Source organism: Nocardioides sp. Z40_12 (assembly GCF_058215795.1).
Genome location: NZ_JBZAJA010000019.1, coordinates 1 through 1,251, shown reverse-complemented (window position 1 = coordinate 1,251; position 1,251 = coordinate 1). Strand labels below are relative to the sequence as shown.

Annotated in this window: 2 protein-coding genes; both read right to left on the bottom strand. The window is 65.7% G+C overall.

The window, feature by feature from the left end; all coding sequences use genetic code 11:
* Positions 1–16 precede the first annotated feature (16 nt).
* Positions 17–883 carry an IS3 family transposase gene (locus tag AC4BG9_RS18715; RefSeq protein WP_490572635.1) on the bottom strand — a complete coding sequence of 289 codons (867 nt, stop codon included), beginning with the start codon at positions 881–883 and terminating at the stop codon, positions 17–19.
* 14 nt (positions 884–897) lie between these two features.
* Complete coding sequence (locus AC4BG9_RS18710; RefSeq protein WP_489966277.1) at positions 898–1,188, bottom strand: transposase; 291 nt, start codon at positions 1,186–1,188, stop codon at positions 898–900.
* Positions 1,189–1,251 lie beyond the last annotated feature (63 nt).

The window sequence follows — 1,251 nt, the reverse complement described above, 5'->3', positions numbered from 1 at the left end:
TGGTCTTGCCCGGGTTTCACGGACAGTTACTTGATGATGCTGCGTAGGAACGGGGTGGGACGTAGCCCAGGGATGAGTGCATGCGGTGGGTGTTGTACTCCCAGATGTAGCTGAACAGTCGGGCTCTGGTTTCCTTGCGGGTGAACGGGGTGCCTTTGGGGTAGATCTCTTCGTTCTTGAACGAGGCGAACCAGGACTCCATGACGGCGTTGTCGTAGCAGGACTTGCGTTCCCCGATCGACACCCTCAGGCCGGCAGCGGCGGCGTTGTCGAGCCAGTCCCAGGCGGTGAACTGGTACCCGCGGTCGGAGTGGATTACGCACCCGCGGGCGGGTCGGCGGATCTTGAGCGCGTCGTTGAGCGCGTAGAGCACGGTACGGGGCGACTCCCGTGGCGAGGTGGCCCAGCTGAGAACCTCACGGTTGAACGCATCGAGCACGACTGCGGCCCACAGCCACCCCTCCCCGGTGCGGATCTGGGTCACGTCGGTGAACCACAGCGTGTTTGGGACGTCGGCCTGAAACCTGCGGCGGACCAGGTCGACGACCTCGGGGCGACGTGAGACCGGCGCGGCCCGGGGGCGCGACTTGATCTTGCAGCGGGCGGCGGTGATGCCGTGCAGGCGCATCAGCCGGGCCACCCGGTGCCGGCCCACGTGGTGCTCGCGGGCTAGCAGCTCGCGGTACACCCGGGGTGATCCGTAGTAGCCGAAGCGGGCGTGGATGGCCCGGATCTCCTCGAGCAGGACCCGGTCGGTCTGCGCCCGGACAGAAGGCTGGGTGAGCCGGCTGGCCCAGGCGTAGTAACCGGACCTGGACACCCCCAGGACACGGCACAGCAGGCTGATCTTGGCTTCTGGATCGGCAGCCTTCTCAGCGCGGATGTAGGCGTAGACCTCTACTGGTCCGCCCGACGCGCGAAGAAGGCCAGCGCTTTTCCCAGGATTTCCAGCTCCTCGTCCTTGCGAGCCAGCTCCTTCTCAAGCTGCCGGATCCGGTCCTTGTCCGGCTGCGGCACCGGCGAGGGCGACTGTTGCCCGGAACGGCCGTCGCGCTTGTCAGCGGCCCGGACCCAGTTCGAGATCGACGTCGCTGCCAGATTGAACTCCTTGGCCAGATCGCTGAACGAGCGCCCGCGACGATGCAGCTCGACGATCTGGTCCTTGAACTCCTGCGAATAGGTCGTCATCTAGACACCTCTCCGTGGTCTTTCGACCACTGTGACGGTGTCCACGAGACCGGGGGAAGACCA